Here is an 18734-nt window from a genome sequence, read left to right on the forward strand (position 1 = left end):
GTTATGAAATTAACGGTTTACTACGATGGTCAGTTTTGGGTAGGAGTAATTGAAGTTGTGAATGATGGGAAATTAAGAGCAATTCGTCATTTGTTTGGACAAGAGCCAAAGGATTCAGAAATAATGCATTTTGTGAATAATCAACTTTTACAGACTCTCTCCCGCACTGAACAAGAAGGGGTTTGTGTTAAAACAAAATCTAAGAAGTTAAATCCAAAAAGATTACAACGACAAGCTTCTAAAGAGATGAAAAATATCGGGATATCAACTAAGGCACAAAAAGCAATAAAACAGGAGCTGGAAACAAGAAAAGAAAAGAAAAAACAACTGAATAGAAAACAAAGAGAAAAAATAAAGGAACAAAAATATTTAATCAGAAAACAAAAAGCAAAAGAAAAGCATAGGGGCAAATAGTTGGAGAACCCTATGAAGCTCTCCGATTAAAAAGGTGAGCGGCATCAGTTTTTTCTTCGGACTGATTAAGAAAATAGAAGTAGAAATCGAGCCCTTCTCGAGATGAGGAGGGTTTTTCTGCAATTTATTTAAATTCACTTACATCAGTAAATGAGTCAGTTTCAATTAATGAACGGTTTGATGAGGATATTTAGGGCTGAGTACAAAAGCGAAAATCTTGTCTTAGCTGAAGTAATAATAAGCTCTCTCTTTTATGAAGGGAAAAGACTTTTCGAAGTTATTAGATATTCAAGATGTAATAAAAAATAAAGGAATGCAAATGTTAAAGTGAAGGGAGATGATTACTATGAAAAAAATAATTGTATTGGTGATCTTATGTTTTTCGTTAAGCTCTATCACAGTGGCTGCTGCTAAACAAGAACACGGGCAGAACCCAAAAGTTTCTCAGGAGCTATTTGATTTTTTTATGCATGAGCTTTTCTGTAAAAATATATTAGACAGTGCCCGCGAATTCTATAAGGATGACACACTCTCTGTTACCATTAAAGGAGGCGTTAAATTATCCGAAGAAAAAGAAGGCAGGTATATAGTGAAGTTCATAATTATCCCTCATTCAAAGCTTCCGGGTAAAAAAGGCAAGATTTCAGGAACCGATACATTGACTTTCAGAGTAGACCCCTTCCTTTTGGGTTCTGGTTCAAGGGACAGAGATTCAGCAGTTACATTCCTGCATTTAAAGCATCACAACTCCACAAGGCAAAATTGATAAAACAGGATACTCTACATAGGATATCCTCTTTATGAGGCTAAAATAAATATTATTTACGGAGTTCTGCAGCAGGATCAGAGGAAAAGCATTGAAACTTGTCGAGGTGGTATTTTTTACTTATATGAAGTAAATGACCTTGATAGCGTCTTTGATCTTTCTTTGGTTATTTCAGAACACTGTGAGAAGCATGGACTCTATAAAGAGGCGCTTGAATTTTCTAAGCATGCTATTTTAGCCGAGGAGAAAATGAGGCACCTGGAGGGATTATAATTGAAAAAAATGATTCTTTGTGCAGCCCTAACTTTCGTTACGTTAAGTGGTTTAGCTGTAGTCAAGATTAATCAAGAATCATCAGATGTTAAAATAACAGAGCGCCCGGTGGGTACACTAAAATTAGCAGAGCGGCCAGTTGGCACATAAAAAAGCCCCGGATAGGGTTTTTTTTTTTGCGCTTTTCTGGAGTTCATTTGTGAATAACCCGGGTAGTGGAGTGGTGCGAACTCCCAAAGCTCCCCCAAATGAAAACATGAGAATACATGGTTTTACAAAGCGTCTGAAAGCGAGCGATTAAATAAATTAACGGAAAACCTTGATATATAGGGCTTTTAAAACATTTTTAGTTAAAAGTCTACAAATTAATCTGATTATTGTTTATAATAAGAATAGGCTTAAACTTAAATAAGCTTATAAGAATTTGTTATGTTCCTCTATAAGCATACCGGTTATGTAACCGCAATCATTGAAATGTAAGCATTTTCTTAAAGGGGAAAGGGAGTGTTTACATGACTCATTTTAAGTAAGCCGTATGTTTTATGTACTCTTTAAAGGGGAATTTTGATTGAAAAGGAGAGGTTGAATATGACAGCAACACGCGGTCTTGAAGGGGTTGTAGCAACAACATCATCTGTAAGCTCTATTATCGACGATACCCTTACATATGTAGGGTACGATATTGACGACTTGACAGAGAATGCAAGTTTTGAAGAAATCATTTATTTGCTGTGGCATCTGCGCCTGCCGAATAAAACAGAGCTTGCTGAACTGAGAAAACAGCTTGCGAAAGAAGCTGCCGTTCCACAAGAAATCATTGAGCACTTCAAATCCTATCCCCTCAATAACGTGCATCCAATGGCTGCGCTCCGGACGGCGATTTCATTACTCGGTCTGACTGACAGTGAAGCCGATGTCATGAATCCGGAAGCGAACTACAGAAAAGCCATCCGTCTGCAGGCGAAGGTGCCGGGCATTGTCGCCGCTTTCTCAAGAATCCGCAAAGGACTTGATCCTGTTGAACCGAAGGAAGAGTACGGTATTGCGGAGAACTTCCTTTACACCTTAAATGGTGAAGATCCTTCTCCGATCGAAGTGGAAGCGTTTAACAAAGCGCTCATTCTTCATGCGGATCATGAGCTGAATGCATCAACATTTACGGCGAGAGTATGTGTCGCCACCTTATCCGATATTTACTCAGGCATCACGGCGGCCATCGGCGCATTAAAAGGACCGCTTCACGGCGGAGCCAATGAAGCCGTCATGAAAATGCTGACAGAGATCGGAGAAGCGGAAAATGCCGAGCCTTATATCCGCAGCAAAATGGAGAAAAAGGAAAAAGTGATGGGCTTCGGACACCGCGTGTATAAGCATGGGGATCCGCGCGCCAAACATTTAAAAGAAATGAGCAAACGCCTGACGAATCTGACGGGTGAAAGCAAATGGTACGACATGTCAATCCGTGTCGAAGAAATTGTGACGTCGGAGAAAAAACTTCCGCCTAACGTTGATTTCTATTCCGCATCTGTGTACCACAGTCTCGGCATTGACCACGATCTGTTTACGCCGATCTTTGCGGTCAGCAGAATGTCCGGATGGATCGCGCACATTCTTGAGCAATACGATAACAACCGCCTCATCCGCCCGCGCGCTGAATACACGGGTCCGGATAAGCAGACTTTTGTTCCGATTGACGAAAGAGCCTGATCAAACGGGAGGCTGGTGATTTTCATGTCGTTAGCCTCTTGTTAATCAAGCCCAAGTTGGTTTACAATTTTGATAGAATCTTGAGAAAAATCATTTTATTTTCTATACAAGAAAAATAAAATGTTTTCTAAATATGAATTACATACTGGGAGGTAATATTGTGTCACAAGGTGAAAAAATTACAGTCTCTAATGGAGTATTAAACGTACCAAATAATCCGATTATCCCGTTTATTGAAGGTGACGGCACAGGCCCTGATATTTGGAATGCCGCTTCTAAAGTATTGGAAGCCGCTGTTGAAAAAGCATATAAAGGCGAGAAAAAAATCACGTGGAAAGAAGTTTATGCCGGTGAAAAGGCTTATAATAAAACAGGTGAGTGGCTTCCTGCCGAAACGCTGGAAGACATCAGAGAGTACTTCATCGCTATCAAAGGACCTCTGACGACACCGGTCGGCGGCGGTATCCGTTCTCTGAACGTGGCGCTGAGACAGGAGCTTGATTTGTTTACATGCCTGCGCCCTGTCAGATATTTCACTGGGGTGCCTTCTCCGGTCAAACGTCCTGAAGATACGGATATGGTCATTTTCCGCGAAAATACGGAAGATATTTACGCCGGAATTGAGTATGCGAAAGGTTCTGAAGAAGTTGAAAAGCTGATCAGCTTCCTGCAAAATGAAATGGGCGTTAACAAAATCCGTTTCCCTGAAACATCAGGAATCGGCATAAAGCCTGTTTCTGAAGAAGGAACAAGCCGCTTAGTCAGAGCTGCCATTGAGTATGCGATCGAAAACGGCCGCAAGTCTGTCACGCTTGTCCACAAAGGAAACATCATGAAGTTCACTGAAGGGGCATTTAAAAATTGGGGCTATGAGCTTGCCGAAAGAGAATACGGAGATAAAGTATTCACTTGGGCCGAATATGACCGCATCGTCGAAAAAGACGGAAAAGAAGCGGCTGATAAAGCGCAGAGCGAAGCAGAAGCAGCAGGAAAAATCATCGTCAAAGACAGCATCGCTGATATTTTCCTTCAGCAGATCTTAACCCGTCCGAGTGAATTCGACGTCGTGGCGACGATGAACTTAAACGGAGACTATATCTCTGATGCGCTTGCCGCTCAGGTAGGCGGAATCGGAATCGCGCCGGGAGCGAACATCAACTATGAAACAGGGCATGCGATTTTCGAAGCGACTCACGGAACGGCTCCTAAATATGCTGGCCTTGACAAAGTCAACCCGTCATCCGTTATCCTTTCAGGAGTGCTTCTTCTTGAACACCTGAACTGGAATGAGGCGGCTGACCTAGTCATTAAATCTATGGAAAAAACGATTGCTTCAAAAGTAGTAACTTACGATTTTGCAAGATTAATGGACGGTGCAACTGAAGTGAAATGTTCAGAGTTCGGTGAAGAGCTTATCAAAAACATGGACTGAACCTAAAGCAGACTTCTAATGAAGCCAAAAAAGGAGAAGAGAATCATGGGAAAAACACGCAGTAAAGTTTCTGTTATCGGAGCAGGATTTACGGGAGCGACAACAGCCTTCCTTACAGCTCAAAAAGAGCTTGCGGATGTTGTGCTCGTTGATATTCCACAATTAGAAAACCCGACTAAAGGAAAAGCGCTTGACATGCTCGAAGCAAGTCCGGTTCAAGGATTTGACGCGAAAATCACAGGCACGTCCAACTACGAGGACACAGCTGGTTCTGATATCGTCGTCATCACGGCCGGAATTGCGAGAAAACCAGGCATGAGCCGTGATGATCTCGTATCTACAAACGAAAAAATCATGAGAAGCGTCACACGTGAGATCGTGAAATATTCTCCTGACTGCATTATCGTCGTATTAACAAACCCTGTTGATGCGATGACATATGCGGTGTACAAAGAATCAGGCTTCCCGAAAGAACGCGTTATCGGACAATCCGGAGTGCTTGACACTGCGCGGTTCAGAACATTCGTCGCTGAAGAATTAAACCTGTCAGTAAAAGACGTGACCGGTTTTGTTCTCGGAGGACACGGTGACGACATGGTTCCTCTCGTCCGTTATTCCTATGCGGGCGGCATTCCGCTCGAAACGCTTATCCCGAAAGACCGTCTTGATGCGATTGTAGAGCGCACAAGAAAAGGCGGCGGGGAAATCGTCAACCTTCTCGGAAACGGAAGCGCCTACTACGCGCCTGCTGCATCACTGACAGAAATGGTAGAAGCCATTTTGAAAGATCAGCGCCGCGTGCTTCCGACCATCGCTTATTTAGAAGGCGAATACGGTCATGAAGGCATTTACTTAGGCGTACCGACGATTATCGGAGGAAACGGCCTAGAGCAAATCATTGAGCTTGAACTGACAGACTATGAAAAAGCACAGCTGAGTAAATCAGTTGAATCTGTCAAAAACGTGATGAAAGTATTGTCATAAGAAAAAAGGGAAGGCTTCCGAATCAGAAGCCTTCCTCTTTTTACAATTAATGAAAGCGTTTTCTTTTTCCCTGAACGATCCTTTCTCTGAAAATGATCAAAAAGGCGAATTGTCTGAACGGGCAGTATTAGATAAAATGAAATCATAAAGTGATATGCAGCACATAAAATAGAGAAAATTGGATGTCGGGGAAAATAGACAGCGGAGGGCGCAGCATGAACAAAAAAATTTTAGTTGTAGATGATGAACAATCTATCGTTACTCTTTTACAGTACAATCTGGAACGGTCCGGCTATGATGTCATTACCGCATCAGACGGCGAAGAGGCTCTGGAGCAGGCAGAGAAGGAAAATCCGGATTTAATCGTACTGGATGTCATGCTGCCGAAAGTGGACGGAATCGACGTCTGTAAACAGCTCAGACAGCAGAAAATGATGGTTCCGATCTTGATGCTGACAGCAAAAGATGAGGAGTTTGATAAGGTGCTGGGACTGGAGCTCGGAGCGGATGATTACATGACAAAGCCGTTCAGTCCGAGGGAAGTGACTGCGCGGGTGAAAGCCATTTTAAGAAGGGCTGACATTTCTTCGCTGTCACAAGGCAGAGAAGAGGAAAAGGACGGGCAGATCCTTATCGGCGAGCTGAAAATTCTTCCGGAGCATTACGAAGCGTACTTTAAGTCGGAACAGCTGGAATTGACGCCTAAAGAATTTGAACTGCTTCTGTATTTGGGAAAACACAAGGGAAGAGTGCTGACAAGAGATCTTCTGCTGAGCGCGGTCTGGAACTATGATTTTGCCGGGGACACCCGGATTGTTGACGTTCATATCAGCCATCTGCGCGACAAAATCGAATCAAATACCAAAAAACCCATCTATATTAAAACAATCAGAGGTTTGGGGTATAAACTGGAGGAGCCAAAAATGAATGAATAAAGTCCGTGTGCGTCTGTTCGCTTTACTTGTTGTATGTATCATATTGGTTTTCAGTGTTCTCGGCCTTTTTTTACAGCAGCTTATTTCTTCAGCCGCTAAAGACAAAACGGCGGATCAGCTGAAAAAGGAATCGGTATACATAGCGGGCCTTCTTGATACCGGCCGAATCGGCAATAAAAGCAATGAAACGGTGATCCGCGACGCCGGCCGCACCCTCGGTATAAACGTCTCTGTTCTCAATGAGAAGGGTGACGCCGTTTATCATTCCGGCAGGCATGCTGATGATGCAGCCGTAAAGGAGTTCATTTCTCACAATAAAAATGAGGCAGCCATACAGGCGGGAAGCAAAATGATCCGCGGCGCTGCCGTAAAAAATGACGCCGGCCAAACGGCGGGATATGTGCTCGTTTCCTCGGAAATCAGCGGCGGTTCAAGTATTACCGGAGAAATGTGGGGTATGCTGGCAGCAAGTCTTTGTACCGCTTTTATCATTATCGTTTTCTTTTATACAAACATGACGTCCCGTTACAAAAAATCAATCGACGCCGCGACGAAGGTGGCGACGGAACTGTCCAAAGGCAATTATGACGCCCGCTCCTACAGCGGTTATGCAAGGCGGTCTGACCGTCTCGGGCGTGCGATGAACAGTCTGGCGGTCGATTTGATGGAAATGACGAGAACGCAGGATATGCAGCGCGACCGTCTGTTAACCGTCATTGAAAATATCGGTTCAGGTTTGATTTTAATAGACGGAAGAGGTTTTATTAATCTCGTGAACCGATCGTACACGAAGCAGTTTCATACAAAGCCTGACCGTCTGCTTCGCCGCCTTTACCATGATGCGTTTGAGCATGAGGAAATCATTCGGCTCGTCGAAGATATTTTTATGACGGAGACGAAAAAATGCCAGCTGCTGAGACTTCCCATCAACATTGAGCGGCGCTACTTTGAAGTTGACGGCGTTCCGATCATGGGTCCTGATGATGAATGGAAGGGCATTGTTCTCGTTTTTCACGATATAACGGAAATTAAAAAATTGGAGCAGATGAGGAAGGACTTCGTCGCCAATGTTTCCCATGAACTGAAAACGCCGATCACCTCGATTAAAGGCTTTACGGAAACGCTGTTAGATGGGGCGATGAAAGATGAAAAGGCACTTTCAGACTTTCTGTCTATCATTCTGAAAGAAAGTGAGCGGCTCCAATCCCTCGTACAGGACTTATTGGATTTATCCAAAATGGAGCAGCAGAACTTTACGATGCGCGTAGAATCCTTTGACGCCGCAAAAATCCTCCATGAAATCGAAGCCCTTTTACAGCATAAGGCTGAGGAAAAAGGCATCAGTTTTCAGCTTGACCTTCCGGAGGAGCCGATTTTTGTGATGGGTGATGTGCACAGGCTGAAGCAGGTATTCCTGAATCTGGCGAACAACGCTTTAACCTACACGCCTGAAAAAGGGACGGTGGCGATTTCGGTAAATGTGAAAGAAACCGCTGTTGATATCAAAGTGTCCGATACGGGAATCGGCATTCAGAAGGAAGAGATTCCGCGGATATTTGAGAGATTCTACCGCGTGGATAAAGACAGAAGCCGCAACTCGGGAGGAACCGGGCTCGGTCTTGCCATCGTAAAGCACTTAATAGAAGCCCATGAAGGCAAAATCGAAGTCACAAGCGAGCCGGGACAGGGAACCGTGTTCACTGTGACGCTGAAGCGGCCGCCGGCAGCGTGATCGGCTTTACAAAGGATTAACAATTTCTTCATGACCTGTTAAACCTATCTTGTTAGGATGTAACAGAACCCCTTCATCCAAGGAGCCAATTTTGACGGCGGGAACGTGTTTTCTTGTTCCCGTCCTTTTTTGCGTTTTCACGGGGTCCGCTCATTTTCCTTTCAAATTGAACTTTGTTAAAATAAGAGAAGCTGTGAGATTAAAAAACAGAGGAATGACGAGCTTTTGCTCTTAGGAGGATATTGAATGACGGAACGAAAAAAATTAGTGCTTGTCGACGGAAACAGTCTGGCGTACCGGGCGTTTTTTGCATTACCGCTTCTAAGCAATGAAAAAGGCATTCATACAAATGCCGTATACGGGTTTGCGATGATTTTAATGAAAATGCTGGAGGATGAAAAACCGACCCACATGCTGGTGGCTTTTGATGCGGGAAAAACGACTTTCCGCCACAGCACGTTTAAAGAATATAAAGGCGGAAGACAAAAAACGCCGCCGGAGCTTTCTGAACAGATGCCGTTCATCCGTGAGCTCCTCGATGCTTACAATATCAGCCGCTATGAGCTTCCTGAATATGAAGCGGATGATATTATCGGCACGCTTGCAGTATCTGCTGAGAAAGACGGCTTTGAAGTAAAGGTATTTTCCGGAGACAAAGACTTAACGCAGCTTGCAACCGGGAAAACGACCGTTGCCATTACGAGAAAAGGCATTACCGACGTGGAAGATTACACGCCGGAGCACGTCGAAGAAAAGTACGGTCTGACACCGCTGCAAATCATTGATATGAAGGGATTAATGGGGGATTCATCCGATAACATTCCGGGTGTTCCCGGCGTCGGCGAAAAAACGGCAATTAAACTCTTGAAGCAGTTCCATTCGGTTGAGAAATTGCTTGAATCAATTGATGAAGTCAGCGGGAAAAAATTAAAAGAAAAGCTCGAAGAATATAAAGAACAAGCCCTGATGAGCAAAGAGCTGGCGACGATTATGACAAATGCGCCGATTGAAGTCAAGCTTGACGATTTAGATTATCAAGGGTTCGACCGTGAACAAGTCGTTGCCATTTTTAAAGACCTCGGTTTTAACACGCTGCTTGAGCGGCTCGGTGAAGATAGCGGAGAAACGGCGGAAGAAGATTTTGAGGACATCAATGTTGAAACGGCCGAAGAAATCACCGAAGCTATGCTCGTTTCGCCGTCCGCTTTAGTCGTCGAACAAATCGGTGATAACTATCACGAAGAACCGATACTCGGCTTTTCCATCGTGAATGAAGCAGGCCTTTATTATATTCCGAAAGAAACCGCCATCCAGTCCGAAGCGTTTAAATCCTGGGCTGAAGATGAATCGAAGAAAAAGTGGGTGTTTGACAGCAAACGCTCCGTCGTCGCTTTGCGCTGGCAGGGAATTGAGCTGAAGGGAACGGAATTTGACGCGCTTCTTGCCGCCTACATTATAAACCCGGGCAATTCGTACGACGATGTCGCGAGCGTAGCGAAAGAATACGGCCTGAATATCGTTTCAAAAGATGAAGCGGTTTACGGTAAAGGCGCAAAGCGCGCCGTTCCGGCTGAAAAAGAGCTTGCCGATCATCTTGCGAGAAAAGCGTCTGCCGTTAACAGCCTCCGGGACAAACTGCTGCACGCGCTGGAAGAAAATAATCAGCTTGAATTATATGAAGATCTCGAACTCCCGCTTGCGCTTATTCTCGGAGAAATGGAATCAATGGGCGTCAAAGTGGATGTTGATAGACTGAAGCGAATGGGCGAAGAGCTCGGCGCGAAGCTGAAAGAATATGAAGAAAAAATCCATGACATCGCCGGTGAACCGTTTAATATCAATTCACCAAAACAGCTCGGCGTCATTCTGTTTGAAAAGCTCGGCCTGCCGCCAGTAAAGAAAACAAAAACAGGCTATTCCACTTCAGCCGATGTGCTGGAGAAGCTCGCAGACAAACATGATATCGTTGCCTACATCCTGCAATACAGACAAATCGGCAAACTCCAATCGACTTATATTGAAGGGCTGCTGAAAGTCACACGCAAGGATTCTCATAAGGTGCATACCCGATTCAATCAGGCATTGACTCAAACCGGGCGCCTCAGCTCAACTGATCCGAACCTGCAAAACATTCCGATCAGGCTGGAGGAAGGACGGAAAATCCGTCAGGCTTTCGTTCCGTCAGAACCGGACTGGCTTATTTTCGCCGCTGATTATTCACAAATTGAGTTAAGGGTGCTTGCGCATATTTCAAAAGATGAAAATCTGATTGAGGCGTTTACGAATGATATGGACATTCACACAAAAACCGCAATGGATGTGTTTCATGTCAGCGAGGATGAAGTGACACAGGCGATGCGCCGTCAGGCAAAGGCCGTCAATTTCGGGATCGTTTACGGCATCAGTGATTACGGGCTGTCTCAAAACCTCGGCATTACCCGGAAGGAAGCGGGCGCTTTTATTGACCGCTACTTAGAAAGCTTTCCGGGCGTCAAGGCGTATATGGAAGAATCGGTGCAGGAAGCGAAACAAAAAGGATATGTGACGACTCTTATGCAGCGCCGCCGCTATATCCCTGAGCTGACAAGCCGTAACTTCAACCTGCGGAGCTTTGCGGAACGGACGGCTATGAATACGCCGATTCAGGGCAGCGCCGCTGATATTATTAAAAAAGCCATGATTGATATGGCAGCTGAGCTGAAGGAGAAAAAACTGAAGGCAAGACTGCTGCTTCAGGTGCACGATGAATTGATTTTTGAAGCGCCTAAGGAAGAAATTGAAATATTAGAGAAGCTGGTTCCTGAAGTGATGGAGCATGCTTTGGCATTAGACGTGCCGTTAAAGGCGGATTATGCTTCAGGACCGTCTTGGTACGATGCAAAATAAATAAACAGAGAAAAAGGAAGTGATGATTGTGCCGGAATTACCAGAAGTTGAAACGGTCCGGCGCACTCTGACCGGTCTTGTGAAGGGAAAAACGATTGAATCGGCGGACATCAGGTGGCCGAATATCATCAAAAAACCCGCCGAGCCGGAGGAATTCGCGCGGCAGATTGCAGGAGAAACCATTCGATCCATCGGAAGAAGGGGAAAGTTTTTGCTTTTCCATCTGGATCATTATGTCATGGTGTCCCATCTTCGGATGGAGGGGAAATACGGTCTTTATCAGGCCGATGAGCCTGACGATAAACATGTTCACGTTGTGTTTCGCATGACGGACGGAACAGAGCTCCGCTACCGGGATGTCCGGAAATTCGGCACGATGCATTTATTTGCGCCGGGAGAGGAACTGAATGCATTACCGCTTTCACAGCTCGGGCCCGAACCAGATGATGAAGCCTTTACCGCCGCCTATTTAAAAGAGCGGCTGGCAAAAACGAACCGCGCGGTAAAAACCGCCCTGCTCGATCAAAAAGCGGTCGTCGGCCTCGGCAACATTTATGTCGATGAAGCTTTATTCCGGGCGCGGATTCACCCTGAGACAAAAGCGAACAGCCTGTCTGACGGACAGATAAAAAAGCTTCATACAGAAATTAAAGACACCCTTCAGGAAGCGATTGACGCGGGCGGGAGCACCGTCCGGTCTTATATCAATTCTCAAGGGGAAATCGGAATGTTTCAGCTCAAACATTACGTATACGGCAAAAAGGATGAGCCGTGCAAAACGTGCGGCACGATGATTTCTAAAATCGTAGTCGGCGGAAGGGGTACGCATTTCTGCGCCCGATGCCAAAAAAAAATCATAAACTGAAGCTGTTCAAGCAGGCGGCAGCAGAATGACTTTTTTCTAACACAGTTGATGACCTTTCTCCATATATATATTGTGATTCACCCAATAGGCATATGTCACAATTGCCGATCAAGAGAAAGGGAGAAACGGATATGGAGATTGTTTCTTTGCTGCTTTTGGCTTTTGCTGTCAGCTTGGACAGTTTTTCAGTCGGGTTTACGTATGGATTGAGAAAAATGAAAATCCCGTTCAAAGCGATTGCCGTGATCGCTTGCTGTTCAGCCTCTGTGATGTTTATATCCATGCTGATCGGCCATTTTCTGACAAAGATTTTCCCTGTATCCGTCACGGAGAAACTGGGCGGGCTGATCTTAATCGGAATCGGGGCATGGGTCATCTATCAATTTTTTAAACCGGCGAAAGAGCCGGATTACTTATTACACGAAAAAACACTGCTAAACCTTGAAGTGAAATCGCTCGGCATCGTGATTCACATTTTGAAAAAGCCGACCAGCGCAGATATTGATCAATCCGGAACCATTAACGGAGTCGAAGCGCTTCTGCTCGGTATCGCCTTATCTATTGACGCCTTTGGCGCAGGCATGGGAGCGGCCATTCTTGGTTTTTCTCCGGTTATGATGAGCGTGACCGTCGGGGTGATGAGCTCGCTGTTTGTGTCATTCGGCATCAACGCCGGGCATTTTCTTTCAAGATGTAATTGGATAGATAAAATGACATTTTTGCCGGGGATCCTGCTGATTATCATCGGGATTTGGAAAATGTAAGAAGGAGTGGGCTTTTTGAGCTTGGTCATCGGTTTAACGGGAGGCATCGCCAGCGGCAAAAGCACGGTAGCGCGCATGCTGATCGACAAAAAAATAACAGTCATTGATGCGGATGTCATCGCTAAGCAGGCGGTGGAAAAAGGAATGCCGGCTTACGGACAGATCGTTGAAGCGTTCGGAAAAGACATCCTGCTGGAAAACGGCGGCATTGACAGAAAAAAACTCGGTTCTATCGTTTTTACGGACGAACAGAAGCGTCTGATGCTGAATCAGATCGTTCATCCGGCAGTGCGTGCGGAAATGATGAAACAGCGGGATGAAGCCGTTGCGCGAAAAGAGCGGTTCGTCGTTTTGGATATACCGCTTTTGTATGAAAGCGGGCTTGACTATCTGGTCGGCAAAGTGCTCGTCGTCACCGTACCGGCAGACATCCAGCTCAAACGGCTGATGAAGCGGAATTCACTTACAGAAGAAGAAGCGATGAGCCGGATAACATCGCAAATGCCTTTAGCGGACAAAACAAAAAAAGCTGACGCCGTCATTGATAACAGCGGCAGTCTTGACTATACGAAGCATCAGCTGGAGGAAATATTGAGCAGCTGGACATAAAGAAACACCGTTCGGAAAACCGAACGGTGTTTTTCTGGTTAAAAATCAAAATTGTCAGGGTCCGGGCCGACACGGAGATTTTCGTTCAGATCATCAATCCGCTTCATATCGTCAGCTGACAGTTCGAAATCGAAGACATTTGCATTTTCTTCAATACGGTGTTTTTTAGTTGATTTCGGAATGGTGATGACGCCGTTTTGCAAATCCCAGCGCAAAATCACTTGAGCGGCTGATTTGCCGTATTTCTCAGCGATTTCCTGTAAGACGGGATGATCAAGCAGCTGGCCTTGCATCAATGGCGACCATGCTTCAAGCTGAATATTTTGTTCGGCGCAGAAAGCGTGCAGTTCTTTCTGTGTCAGACGGGGGTGGTACTCCACCTGGTTAATCATCGGCTTGATTTCCGTTTCTTTCATGAGATGTTTCAGATGGTGAATTTGGAAATTGCTGACCCCGATCGCCTTAATCCGTCCATCCCGGTAGAGGGTTTCGAGCGCCCGCCACGCATCGATGTACTTTCCTTCGACAGGCCAATGGATCAAATATAAATCTAAATAGTCTAAACCGAGTTTTTCTAAGCTTGTGTCAAATGCTTTTAACGTTTCTTCATACCCTAAATCGGCATTCCACACTTTTGACGTGACAAAAATGTCTTCACGCTTTAATCCCGCTTCTTGCAATCCTTGGCGGATGCCTTCGCCGACACCCTCTTCATTTCCGTAAATCGCGGCGGTATCAACACTGCGATAGCCGTGCACCAATGCCGTTTTCACCGCGTTGACGAGTTCCGCGCCTTCCTCTACTTTGAAAACTCCGATGCCGAACCAAGGCATCTCTACTCCGTTATGCAATGTTGCTTTTGCTTGTAAATGTGTTGTCATGTATATGTTCCTCCTATTGTTTGTTAAAAAAATTAAAATGCGCTGAAGAAAAACTCACCTCCTTTCAAGGACAGTGCGATCCCGCTTTTCAAGCTTTCTGCTCCATCCGGTTAACACGACCGCGCTGAGCACCATTAACGCCCCGATCCAAGCGGTATGAATAATCCCGATTGAATCTGTTATAATCCCGCCGGCAAAAGAACCGATTGCGATTCCGGCATTAAATGCCGCGATGTTTAAGGCTGATGCTGTATCAACGGCGCTTGGCGCAAAACGTTCACTCAGCATCACGACATATACCTGAAGCCCAGGCACATTCATAAACGCCAACAGCCCCATAAAAATAATGGTGATTAATCCGGCTGTTTTAAACGGCGCGGTAAAAGTCAGGACAAACAGCACAGCCGCCTGGACAATGAACATGTAAAACAATGCTCTCAGCGGATTCCGATTTGATAACCGGCCGCCGATCATGTTTCCGATGGCAATCGCAATTCCGTAAACAAGCAGGATGGCCGCGACGGTTTCTTTCTGAAAACCGGTTACTTCCTGAAGAAGCGGAGATAAATACGTAAACACGACAAACGTTCCGCCGTAGCCTAACGCTGTAATAATAAATAAAAGCAGCAGCCGGCCGTTTTTGACGAGTTTGATCTGTTCGGAAAATGCGGTTTTCGTTCCTTTGCGCAAATGTGACGGAACGAGAAGCGCATTTGTAAGGAATGCAATGATTCCTACCGCGACGATGACGGCAAATGCGATTCTCCATCCGAATTGCTGGCCGAGATAGGTGCCGAACGGAACACCGGTCACTGTAGCCACCGTCAGCCCCGTGAACATGATGGAAATCGCGCTTGCTCTTTTATGCTCCGGCACGATATTGGCGGCGATTGTTGCCCCGATTGACATGAAAATGCCGTGGGAAAAAGCCGAAATGACCCGTGCTGCCAGTAAGACGCCGATTGAGGAAGCGCTCGCTGCAAGTGTATTTCCGGCGATAAAAATCAGCATCACCCAGAGCAGCAGCGTTTTCCGCGACATGCCTGATGTAAGAGAAGTTAAAACCGGGGCGCCGAATGTCACACCCAGAGCATACATGGAAACGGTAAGTCCCGCCGTTGTCACAGGTATATGCAGATCATGAGATATAAGCGGCAGCAGTCCGACGCTGATAAATTCGGTTGTGCCGATCGCAAAAGCACTGACGGCTAATGCCAGCAGCGCTGGTAAATAGCTTTGGCGATGTGAAGACATCTGTTTTCCTCCTTGAACGAAAATGTATGGTTGAAATGATGCCGGGTAAACGATATAAGTATAAGAGTACATTCCTTTTCAGCCGGCAAATGTCATTATGATCGATAGATGAGTCATTGAAAAGAACGTACTTTTAAGTGCCATAGGCACTTTTTAGTTCCTATAGATGAGGAGGAATTACCGTTGCTGAAGAAAAAATATAATATATCTGTAGAGGCGACGCTTGAAGTGATCGGCGGAAAATGGAAGTGTGTGATCCTCTGCCACCTGATGCGCGGAAAAAAGCGGACAAGCGAATTGAAGCGGCTTATGCCGGACATTACCCAAAAGATGCTGACACAGCAATTGCGGGAATTGGAAGCTGACGGCGTCATCAACCGGATCGTGTACAATCAGGTGCCGCCGAAAGTGGAATACGAATTGAGTGAATACGGGCACAGCCTGGAAAGAATTTTAAACGCGCTGTGCGACTGGGGCGCGATGCATATTTCCAAACGGTACGGCGAGGTGTCATCCGTATTAGAGGACAGCATTTTAAATGACAAATTTAAAGATCCGGAACAAATATAAGAAAAAAGCAGGCAGCCAGAGATGCTGATCCTGCTTTTTTTATGGAAAAAAGATCATTTTATATGCAAAAAAACCGATTGAACAACATATTGATCGGTATAAGGGCGGATTTTTATCAAGTTGTACTGGCGGATTTCTTTTAATGTGTTATACTATATGTAATTAAAATTAAATTAGAGTGGCATATTAAAAAGGGGTGACCTGGGCATGAAGGTAAAAGTAGCAATCAACGGGTTTGGAAGAATCGGAAGAATGGTGTTCAGAAAAGCGATGGAAGATGATCAAATTCAAATAACAGCCATTAATGCAAGCTATCCCCCGGAAACGCTTGCTCATTTGATAAAGTATGACACAATTCACGGCAAATACGAGCAAGAAGTCGAGACCGCCGAAGACAGTCTGATCGTCAACGGAAAACATATTATGCTGTTCAATCGGCGGGACCCGAGAGAGCTACCGTGGAAAGAGTGCGGAATAGACATCGTCATAGAGGCAACGGGAAAATTTAATTCAAAAGAAAAAGCGATGAGCCATATTGAAGCAGGGGCGAAAAAAGTTATTTTAACGGCTCCGGGTAAAAATGAAGACGTTACCATTGTCATGGGAGTGAATGAAGAGAAGTTCAATCCGGATGAACATGTGATTATTTCAAATGCATCCTGCACGACAAACTGTCTTGCACCGGTCGTCAAAGTGCTTGATCAGGAATTTGGGATTGAGAGCGGCCTGATGACGACCGTTCACGCTTACACGAATGACCAAAAAAATATCGACAATCCGCATAAAGATCTGCGGAGGGCGAGAGCGTGCGGAGAATCCATCATTCCGACTTCTACAGGCGCGGCTAAAGCGCTGTCGCACGTGCTGCCTCATCTGAAAGGAAAGCTTCACGGTCTGGCTCTGCGGGTTCCTGTTCCCAACGTGTCCTTAGTGGACCTTGTCTGTGACCTGAAAACAGATGTGTCGGCCGAGCAAGTGAATGCCGCTTTCCAACGAGCCGCAAAGACGTCAATGTACGGCATTCTTGATTATTCGGATGAACCGCTTGTTTCTTCGGATTATAATACGAATTCACACTCCGCGATCATTGACGGGCTGACGACAATGGTGATGGAAGACCGAAAAGTAAAGGTGCTCGCCTGGTATGACAATGAATGGGGATATTCCTGCCGGGTCGTTGATCTTATCCGCCACGTCGCCGCGCGAATGAAACACCCGTCAGCTGTGTAGAATAAAGATCATGGACATTTGTTAGAAAAAACCCTTAACGGCATATTTGCAAAAAAACACTCCTTGCAAAATAAACTTAAACACAGTATACTATCTTTCGTGAACTTCTTGCTCGTGACTGCTTCGGAATTACTTAAAGGGTTAGGACCTCTCCGGACTAACTTTCCCCCGTGGTAAATGGCCGGGTCAGTTCTCGGAAATTCACTTTTTTAATTCTTGTTAAGGGGGGTCCATGATTATGGAAACAATGGGGCGTCACGTCATCTCCGAGCTGTGGGGATGCGATTTTGATAAGCTCAATGACATGGATTTTATTGAAAAAACGTTTGTAAATGCTGCTTTGAAATCAGGAGCTGAAGTGCGCGAGGTCGCATTTCACAAATTTGCACCGCAAGGCGTAAGCGGAGTCGTTATTATTTCTGAGTCACATTTAACGATTCACAGTTTTCCTGAACACGGATATGCAAGCATTGATGTTTATACTTGTGGAGACCTGGATCCTAATGTGGCTGCTGATTACATTGCGGACGCATTACATGCAGATACAAGAGAAAACATTGAAATACCGAGAGGAATGGGGCCTGTACAGATTAAACAGGCACAAGCGAAAGTACTGTAATTTTCAAAACGCAAACACAAGGGAGCTAAGCTGAAAAAGCCATTACGCGCTTTGAAGCTGATGCTCCTTTTCTAATGTAAAAAAACAGCATTGCTTTTTCTTTAAGCAATTTTTTTGTAAAATAGAGAAAGATAAGGCCGGTCTATCGGCTCTCCCAACACAATAGGCTCATCCTAGATACGTTGGCGGGCATTTACCGGAAGCTTGCGAACCGCATTACAGCAATGAAACAGATGGGAGCTGATCCAATTGAAATGTCCTTCATGCCAGCATAACGGTTCCCGCGTACTTGATTCACGGCCTGCGGACGAAGGGAAATCAATCCGCAGAAGGCGGGAGTGCGAAGCCTGCCATTACCGCTTCACTACATTTGAGAAGTTTGAAGAGATGCCTCTGATCGTCGTGAAAAAAGAAGGCGTCCGGGAAGAATTCAGCCGTGAAAAAATGCTGCGCGGATTAATTAAAGCCTGTGAAAAAAGGCCCGTTCCTTTAAAAACACTTGAAGACATGTGCTTTGACATTGAAAAAGAGCTGCGAAACCAAGGCGTATCTGAAGTCAAAAGCGAACTTGTCGGAGAAATGGTGATGGACCGGCTGGCGAAAATAGATGAGGTGTCTTATGTCCGCTTTGCCTCCGTCTACCGGCAGTTTAAAGATATAAACGTGTTTATTGATGAATTGAAAGATTTAATAAAGAAAGAGCGCTAAAGAGCTAAGAGATGATGTCTGGCTCTTTTCTCATGAGCAAAATTGGCATTTGATAGATGGCGGAAACGGTGTAAAATGAGAGTAGAAACATATCGGAAGGTTTGA

Annotated in this window: 18 protein-coding genes; 16 read left to right on the forward strand and 2 right to left on the reverse strand. The window is 45.2% G+C overall.

Annotation, left to right across the window (positions count from 1 at the left end):
- Positions 1 to 3: 3 nt before the first annotated feature.
- The 12 genes from ACXN9U_RS01370 (at position 4) to coaE (ending at position 13367) form a co-directional block, all read left to right on the forward strand.
- Positions 4 to 414 (forward strand): YjdF family protein, encoded by a 411-nt coding sequence (locus ACXN9U_RS01370; RefSeq protein WP_489202107.1) that lies wholly within the window; start codon positions 4 to 6, stop codon positions 412 to 414.
- Between the two features lie 346 nt (positions 415 to 760).
- Entirely contained in the window at positions 761 to 1180 is a 420-nt protein-coding gene (locus ACXN9U_RS01375; RefSeq protein WP_489202108.1) for a hypothetical protein, read from the forward strand.
- A gap of 282 nt (positions 1181 to 1462) precedes the next feature.
- The gene (locus tag ACXN9U_RS01380; RefSeq protein WP_489202478.1) at positions 1463 to 1603 is read left to right on the forward strand and encodes a PhrK family phosphatase-inhibitory pheromone; all 141 of its coding nucleotides are present in this window, start codon (positions 1463 to 1465) and stop codon (positions 1601 to 1603) included.
- A 438-nt stretch (positions 1604 to 2041) separates the two neighbouring features.
- Positions 2042 to 3160 (forward strand): citrate synthase, encoded by a 1119-nt coding sequence (gene citZ, locus ACXN9U_RS01385; protein ID WP_489202109.1) that lies wholly within the window; start codon positions 2042 to 2044, stop codon positions 3158 to 3160.
- 160 nt (positions 3161 to 3320) lie between these two features.
- Positions 3321 to 4592 (forward strand): NADP-dependent isocitrate dehydrogenase, encoded by a 1272-nt coding sequence (gene icd, locus ACXN9U_RS01390; protein WP_438420374.1) that lies wholly within the window; start codon positions 3321 to 3323, stop codon positions 4590 to 4592.
- 45 nt (positions 4593 to 4637) lie between these two features.
- Positions 4638 to 5576: a malate dehydrogenase gene (mdh, locus tag ACXN9U_RS01395; RefSeq protein WP_003152455.1), complete on the forward strand. Its 939-nt coding sequence runs from the start codon at positions 4638 to 4640 to the stop codon at positions 5574 to 5576.
- Between the two features lie 215 nt (positions 5577 to 5791).
- Positions 5792 to 6511, forward strand: coding sequence for a response regulator transcription factor (locus ACXN9U_RS01400; protein WP_045509934.1), 720 nt, complete (start codon positions 5792 to 5794; stop codon positions 6509 to 6511).
- On the forward strand, positions 6504 to 8243 hold the full coding sequence (gene pnpS, locus ACXN9U_RS01405; protein ID WP_489202110.1) for a two-component system histidine kinase PnpS: 1740 nt from the start codon (positions 6504 to 6506) through the stop codon (positions 8241 to 8243). Before ACXN9U_RS01400 ends, pnpS begins: the two co-directional genes overlap by 8 nt.
- Before the next feature lie 246 nt (positions 8244 to 8489).
- Positions 8490 to 11129, forward strand: a complete 2640-nt coding sequence (polA, locus tag ACXN9U_RS01410; protein WP_060964576.1) for a DNA polymerase I — start codon at positions 8490 to 8492, stop codon at positions 11127 to 11129.
- Between the two features lie 28 nt (positions 11130 to 11157).
- Complete coding sequence (gene mutM / locus ACXN9U_RS01415) at positions 11158 to 11994, forward strand: DNA-formamidopyrimidine glycosylase (RefSeq protein WP_489202111.1); 837 nt, start codon at positions 11158 to 11160, stop codon at positions 11992 to 11994.
- Between the two features lie 131 nt (positions 11995 to 12125).
- Positions 12126 to 12758: a sporulation membrane protein YtaF gene (ytaF, locus tag ACXN9U_RS01420; protein ID WP_060964578.1), complete on the forward strand. Its 633-nt coding sequence runs from the start codon at positions 12126 to 12128 to the stop codon at positions 12756 to 12758.
- A 15-nt stretch (positions 12759 to 12773) separates the two neighbouring features.
- Positions 12774 to 13367: a dephospho-CoA kinase gene (gene coaE, locus ACXN9U_RS01425; protein WP_047476910.1), complete on the forward strand. Its 594-nt coding sequence runs from the start codon at positions 12774 to 12776 to the stop codon at positions 13365 to 13367.
- Positions 13368 to 13405: 38 nt separating this feature from the next.
- On the opposite strand, the gene ACXN9U_RS01430 is transcribed toward coaE, so the two are convergent.
- Both ACXN9U_RS01430 and ACXN9U_RS01435 read right to left on the reverse strand, forming a co-directional pair.
- Positions 13406 to 14248, reverse strand: a complete 843-nt coding sequence (locus ACXN9U_RS01430; protein WP_060964579.1) for an aldo/keto reductase — start codon at positions 14246 to 14248, stop codon at positions 13406 to 13408.
- A gap of 54 nt (positions 14249 to 14302) precedes the next feature.
- Positions 14303 to 15502: an MFS transporter gene (locus ACXN9U_RS01435; protein WP_060964580.1), complete on the reverse strand. Its 1200-nt coding sequence runs from the start codon at positions 15500 to 15502 to the stop codon at positions 14303 to 14305.
- A gap of 183 nt (positions 15503 to 15685) precedes the next feature.
- On the opposite strand from ACXN9U_RS01435, the gene ACXN9U_RS01440 reads away from it, so the two are divergent.
- The 4 genes from ACXN9U_RS01440 to nrdR all read left to right on the forward strand — a co-directional run bounded on the left by ACXN9U_RS01440 (position 15686) and on the right by nrdR (position 18629).
- Positions 15686 to 16072 carry a winged helix-turn-helix transcriptional regulator gene (locus ACXN9U_RS01440; RefSeq protein ID WP_049627153.1) on the forward strand — a complete coding sequence of 129 codons (387 nt, stop codon included), beginning with the start codon at positions 15686 to 15688 and terminating at the stop codon, positions 16070 to 16072.
- Positions 16073 to 16279: 207 nt separating this feature from the next.
- Positions 16280 to 17302, forward strand: a complete 1023-nt coding sequence (locus tag ACXN9U_RS01445) for a glyceraldehyde-3-phosphate dehydrogenase (protein ID WP_489202112.1) — start codon at positions 16280 to 16282, stop codon at positions 17300 to 17302.
- 238 nt (positions 17303 to 17540) lie between these two features.
- On the forward strand, positions 17541 to 17921 hold the full coding sequence (gene speD / locus ACXN9U_RS01450) for an adenosylmethionine decarboxylase (RefSeq protein ID WP_003152471.1): 381 nt from the start codon (positions 17541 to 17543) through the stop codon (positions 17919 to 17921).
- Positions 17922 to 18170: 249 nt separating this feature from the next.
- Complete coding sequence (gene nrdR / locus ACXN9U_RS01455) at positions 18171 to 18629, forward strand: transcriptional regulator NrdR (protein ID WP_003152473.1); 459 nt, start codon at positions 18171 to 18173, stop codon at positions 18627 to 18629.
- Positions 18630 to 18734: the final 105 nt, after the last annotated feature.

The sequence above is a fragment of the Bacillus sp. BACIII genome, from assembly GCF_057836745.1.

What these genes read in the sequence shown, in the direction of transcription:
- ACXN9U_RS01370 (WP_489202107.1), top strand. Translation starts at nt 4, where the DNA reads ATGAAATTAACGGTTTACTACGATGGTCAGTTTTGGGTAGGAGTAATT.
- polA (WP_060964576.1), top strand. Translation starts at nt 8,490, where the DNA reads ATGACGGAACGAAAAAAATTAGTGCTTGTCGACGGAAACAGTCTGGCG.
- ACXN9U_RS01400 (WP_045509934.1), top strand. Translation starts at nt 5,792, where the DNA reads ATGAACAAAAAAATTTTAGTTGTAGATGATGAACAATCTATCGTTACT.
- pnpS (WP_489202110.1), top strand. Translation starts at nt 6,504, where the DNA reads ATGAATAAAGTCCGTGTGCGTCTGTTCGCTTTACTTGTTGTATGTATC.
- ACXN9U_RS01445 (WP_489202112.1), top strand. Translation starts at nt 16,280, where the DNA reads ATGAAGGTAAAAGTAGCAATCAACGGGTTTGGAAGAATCGGAAGAATG.
- mdh (WP_003152455.1), top strand. Translation starts at nt 4,638, where the DNA reads ATGGGAAAAACACGCAGTAAAGTTTCTGTTATCGGAGCAGGATTTACG.
- ACXN9U_RS01375 (WP_489202108.1), top strand. Translation starts at nt 761, where the DNA reads ATGAAAAAAATAATTGTATTGGTGATCTTATGTTTTTCGTTAAGCTCT.
- speD (WP_003152471.1), top strand. Translation starts at nt 17,541, where the DNA reads ATGGAAACAATGGGGCGTCACGTCATCTCCGAGCTGTGGGGATGCGAT.
- ACXN9U_RS01380 (WP_489202478.1), top strand. Translation starts at nt 1,463, where the DNA reads ATGATTCTTTGTGCAGCCCTAACTTTCGTTACGTTAAGTGGTTTAGCT.
- citZ (WP_489202109.1), top strand. Translation starts at nt 2,042, where the DNA reads ATGACAGCAACACGCGGTCTTGAAGGGGTTGTAGCAACAACATCATCT.
- ACXN9U_RS01435 (WP_060964580.1), bottom strand. Translation starts at nt 15,502, where the DNA reads ATGTCTTCACATCGCCAAAGCTATTTACCAGCGCTGCTGGCATTAGCC.
- ytaF (WP_060964578.1), top strand. Translation starts at nt 12,126, where the DNA reads ATGGAGATTGTTTCTTTGCTGCTTTTGGCTTTTGCTGTCAGCTTGGAC.
- ACXN9U_RS01430 (WP_060964579.1), bottom strand. Translation starts at nt 14,248, where the DNA reads ATGACAACACATTTACAAGCAAAAGCAACATTGCATAACGGAGTAGAG.